This window comes from Chitinispirillales bacterium (genome assembly GCA_031254455.1).
GTDB lineage: Bacteria > Fibrobacterota > Chitinivibrionia > Chitinivibrionales > Chitinivibrionaceae > WRFX01.
In genome coordinates this window covers 1-3,181 of record JAIRUI010000124.1, presented here as the reverse complement: position 1 = coordinate 3,181, position 3,181 = coordinate 1, and the positions used below count along the sequence as shown (strand labels likewise).

Here is a 3,181-nt window from a genome sequence, read left to right as displayed (position 1 = left end):
TTCTTTTTGAATACGTTTTGAAAATACTGCTCCGCATGATAACCGATATTATTGTTTACCCCGTTCACTATTTCGTCAAGCCGGTCTAATTTCTTATCGGTTTTCTTCATTTGTTCATCAGTTCTCTTTTGCCGCTCTCTCAGTTCGGCAAAACCTTTCGCGTTCTCTTCATGCAGCTTCTCTAATTTCGCAAAGCCCTCAAAGGTTTCCGCCATCTTTTTGGCGTTATCAGCCATAATAGCGCGAATTTCCGATAATTCTCTTTCCCACTGTTCCATCTATTATCTCCCGAATTTAATAAATTAAACATATTACATATAAAATACTATCTGCGCACAAAACAAAAAAACGGAGCGCAAATCTCTCTATGTTCCATTTATCAAAAAAACACACTCGGCTTTCGAGAATTCAAACTCTACTAACCGAAATATGCTTTCGGCAAAAATAATTCGCCTTTCTATTCAACCGGTTACCCGGTTCGAATACACGCCTATTCATCTCGTCTTATCCGCTTTGGCATAGACGCTTTGAGTTGAAGGCGACGCGGAAGCCCAAATTGTTGTTGCTGTTGGACGGCGTATTGTTGTTGCGATTGGCAACACGGCAATTCTGCGAATTGTTGTTCCAACTGCCGCCGCGATTTACGCGGTTAGAGCCGTTCGGCGTGCATCCGTTTTTGTAAAACCTTCTTTCTAAATTCCAAACTGTCAGCAAATTCAGCGAATGCAAAAAGAGGTACAGTATGTGCGGCGTACTCTTCCTGCGACCACTCCCCTCTCTGAAATTTTATACCGTAATCTTCACTTTTTTTCAAAAATCGTTTCTTGCTTGATTTGTTAAGACGCACCAAATTCGGAAACAAAACATACCCCAAAAACGAAAGTCCGCATTCGCTTCTGTTAAGTGTTATCGGCTTTTGTTGTAAAAATAAATTCTCTTCTAAAAATACGCCGAACTTTTTTACTATTTGTAATAATTCGTCCTTATCGTCATGCCAAATTACGACATCGTCCATATAACGAACAAAACCGCCGACTCTCAGAGTTTGTTTGGCGAATCTGTCGGCGAACGCCAAATAAAAATTGGCAAAATACTGGCTCGTTAAGTTTCCTATCGGCAATCCTCTGTTTTGACTTGTCGAATAAGAATTTATTATATCGTCAAAAATCGACAATAATCTCTTATCCTTAAAAATATGCGACAATTTTTTAGACAAATTATCGTGCGGAATACTGTCAAAATATTTTCTGCAGTCCATTTTACAGAAATATTTGTATCTGTTCGTAAATCTTTTCGCTCTCTCCAACGCGGCGTATTGTCCTTTACCTATTCGCGTGGCGTAACTGTCTTCTATTTGGTAATTTTCAAAATACTGTCCGCAGATATTTATTATAGCGTGGTGCAAAACACGTTCGCGAAAACTTGCCGCACAAATCGTCCGCTCTTTCGGGTCGTAAACTTTGAAATAACGATAATCGCCGACATCCGCCTTCCCGCACAATATTTGAGATTGGATTTTCTTTATATTTTCATCAAGATTCTTTTTGAAAGATATAGCGTCTTTTGAAAATTCTTTACCTCGTTTGGCTTTATAAAACGCCAGATACAAATTGTTCAAATCGGCGATTTTATCAATTAAACAACCCGCTCGTTTCATTAGGTTTCGCCTCTTCGTTCGGTTTATCTTTTTCTTCTTCTTTTCTTTTGGCGGCGGTTTCTATTGTCTTTTCAAGTACTTTTTTCCAATACTTTTGAGCCCGTTTTTCGCCTATTCCGTTTATTTTGGATACGTTCTTTTCGTCTTTTACGTCCAAACGAACTATTTCGACCAATTCCGCGTCCGTAAAAACGTTGTAAGGTAAAACGCCGTCCAAAGCAGAAATTTCTTTACGGGCGGCTTTAAACTGCAAAAACGAATTATATTGTTGTTCGTTAAGAATCTCTTTGTAATCGGGTTTTTCCTTTTTTACGAAATTTTGCTGAACTGCCGGAAGTTTTACCCTTTCGTTTTCACCCAAATACCTAACGCAAAAACTCCAGACGCCGCCACGATCGTTTTCGCAAAATTTCTGTTCGACTTCCAATATTCTGCGATTGGATAAAAAATGATTTAACTCTTCTTGTAACGTTCCGCTGTCCGAAGCGGAAATCGTAAATAATTTAATCTGCATGTTTTCCCTTATTCGTAATGCGTCCACATTCGTATAATTTTCAAAGCATTACTTTCGCAAACTTCGTAAATCAGTCGATGCTTAATACTTATCCTTCTCGAATAGACCGAAGAAAATCCTCTTAACTTTTCATATGGAGGCGGTAATTGAAACGGATTGTTTTTTATAATGTTCAATAATTCGACAACTTTAGGTTTTAGTCCGGCCGCCTCTATTTTTTGAGCGTCTTTTTCCGCCTGTTTTGTGAGTTTAATATCATACATCAAACCAAACCGCCTCAAGATTCTTACATTCGGATAACGGAGTATTTATACCTTCTTTAATGCTGTCAAGCATTTTTGGAATCGAAGACAAATACTGCGTATCGTCTTGTGTTATTAAGTTGCGATATTTCAAAAAATACACAAATTGCCGAACTGTTTCCGAATGTTCCTCGGGCAAACTTTCCATCTCCGAAATAAATTCTTTCGTAATAACCATTTTATCCTCCACAAAATTGCTTCCCATAAAAGAAATACATTACACACAATATAATATTTGCCGCCTCATAAAAGCCGCGCCCTATGGGCGCGAAGAGAAAGAGAAGTTTCGCCGCCTTTCCTTTGCCCGCTAACGCAGGTCAAATTCCTTTACGGCGAAACGATTTTTCTTTTTTTCTCTCTTCTTCAACTCAAAGCGTCTATGCCTGCGGCGCTAATGAGATGAACTGAAGGCGACGCGGAAGCCCAAATTGCCGTTGCTGTCGGACGGCGTAAAGTCGTTGCGAAAGGCAACACGGCAATACTGCGAATGGTAGGACCAACTGCCGCCGCGAATAACGCGGTAAGAGCCAGATGCCGGTTCCACTGGATTTGTTACAGCATTAGCAGGATAACCGCCATACCAATCACCGCACCACTCGTACACATTACCGCTCATATCGTATATGCCAAGTTCGTTAGGCGCTCTTGTACCTACCGGACGTGTTTTACCGCCACTGTTTTTATCATACCAGGCAACATCGCCGATAT

7 protein-coding genes are annotated in these 3,181 nt (G+C 40.0%); all 7 read right to left on the bottom strand.

The window, feature by feature from the left end:
• A partial coding sequence (locus tag LBH98_09990; GenBank protein MDR0305077.1) for a hypothetical protein occupies positions 1 to 278 on the bottom strand: 278 nt, incomplete at its 3' end.
• Positions 279 to 504: 226 nt separating this feature from the next.
• Positions 505 to 714 carry an SUMF1/EgtB/PvdO family nonheme iron enzyme gene (locus LBH98_09985; GenBank protein ID MDR0305076.1) on the bottom strand — a complete coding sequence of 70 codons (210 nt, stop codon included), beginning with the start codon at positions 712 to 714 and terminating at the stop codon, positions 505 to 507.
• Positions 650 to 1,657, bottom strand: coding sequence for an RNA-directed DNA polymerase (locus tag LBH98_09980; GenBank protein MDR0305075.1), 1,008 nt, complete (start codon positions 1,655 to 1,657; stop codon positions 650 to 652). The genes LBH98_09985 and LBH98_09980 overlap by 65 nt, the downstream gene beginning before the upstream one ends.
• Positions 1,632 to 2,171, bottom strand: a complete 540-nt coding sequence (locus LBH98_09975; protein MDR0305074.1) for an HRDC domain-containing protein — start codon at positions 2,169 to 2,171, stop codon at positions 1,632 to 1,634. Before LBH98_09975 ends, LBH98_09980 begins: the two co-directional genes overlap by 26 nt.
• An 8-nt stretch (positions 2,172 to 2,179) precedes the next feature.
• The gene (locus LBH98_09970) at positions 2,180 to 2,434 is read right to left on the bottom strand and encodes a Txe/YoeB family addiction module toxin (GenBank protein ID MDR0305073.1); all 255 of its coding nucleotides are present in this window, start codon (positions 2,432 to 2,434) and stop codon (positions 2,180 to 2,182) included.
• Positions 2,427 to 2,651, bottom strand: a complete 225-nt coding sequence (locus tag LBH98_09965; protein MDR0305072.1) for a hypothetical protein — start codon at positions 2,649 to 2,651, stop codon at positions 2,427 to 2,429. The genes LBH98_09970 and LBH98_09965 overlap by 8 nt, the downstream gene beginning before the upstream one ends.
• 213 nt (positions 2,652 to 2,864) lie before the next feature.
• A partial coding sequence (locus LBH98_09960) for a formylglycine-generating enzyme family protein (protein MDR0305071.1) occupies positions 2,865 to 3,181 on the bottom strand: 317 nt, incomplete at its 5' end.

Bases quoted from the DNA above. Each gene is read 5' to 3' on its own strand.
- LBH98_09980 (MDR0305075.1), bottom strand. From the start codon at position 1,657: ATGAAACGAGCGGGTTGTTTAATTGATAAAATCGCCGATTTGAACAAT.
- LBH98_09975 (MDR0305074.1), bottom strand. From the start codon at position 2,171: ATGCAGATTAAATTATTTACGATTTCCGCTTCGGACAGCGGAACGTTA.
- LBH98_09970 (MDR0305073.1), bottom strand. From the start codon at position 2,434: ATGTATGATATTAAACTCACAAAACAGGCGGAAAAAGACGCTCAAAAA.
- LBH98_09965 (MDR0305072.1), bottom strand. From the start codon at position 2,651: ATGGTTATTACGAAAGAATTTATTTCGGAGATGGAAAGTTTGCCCGAG.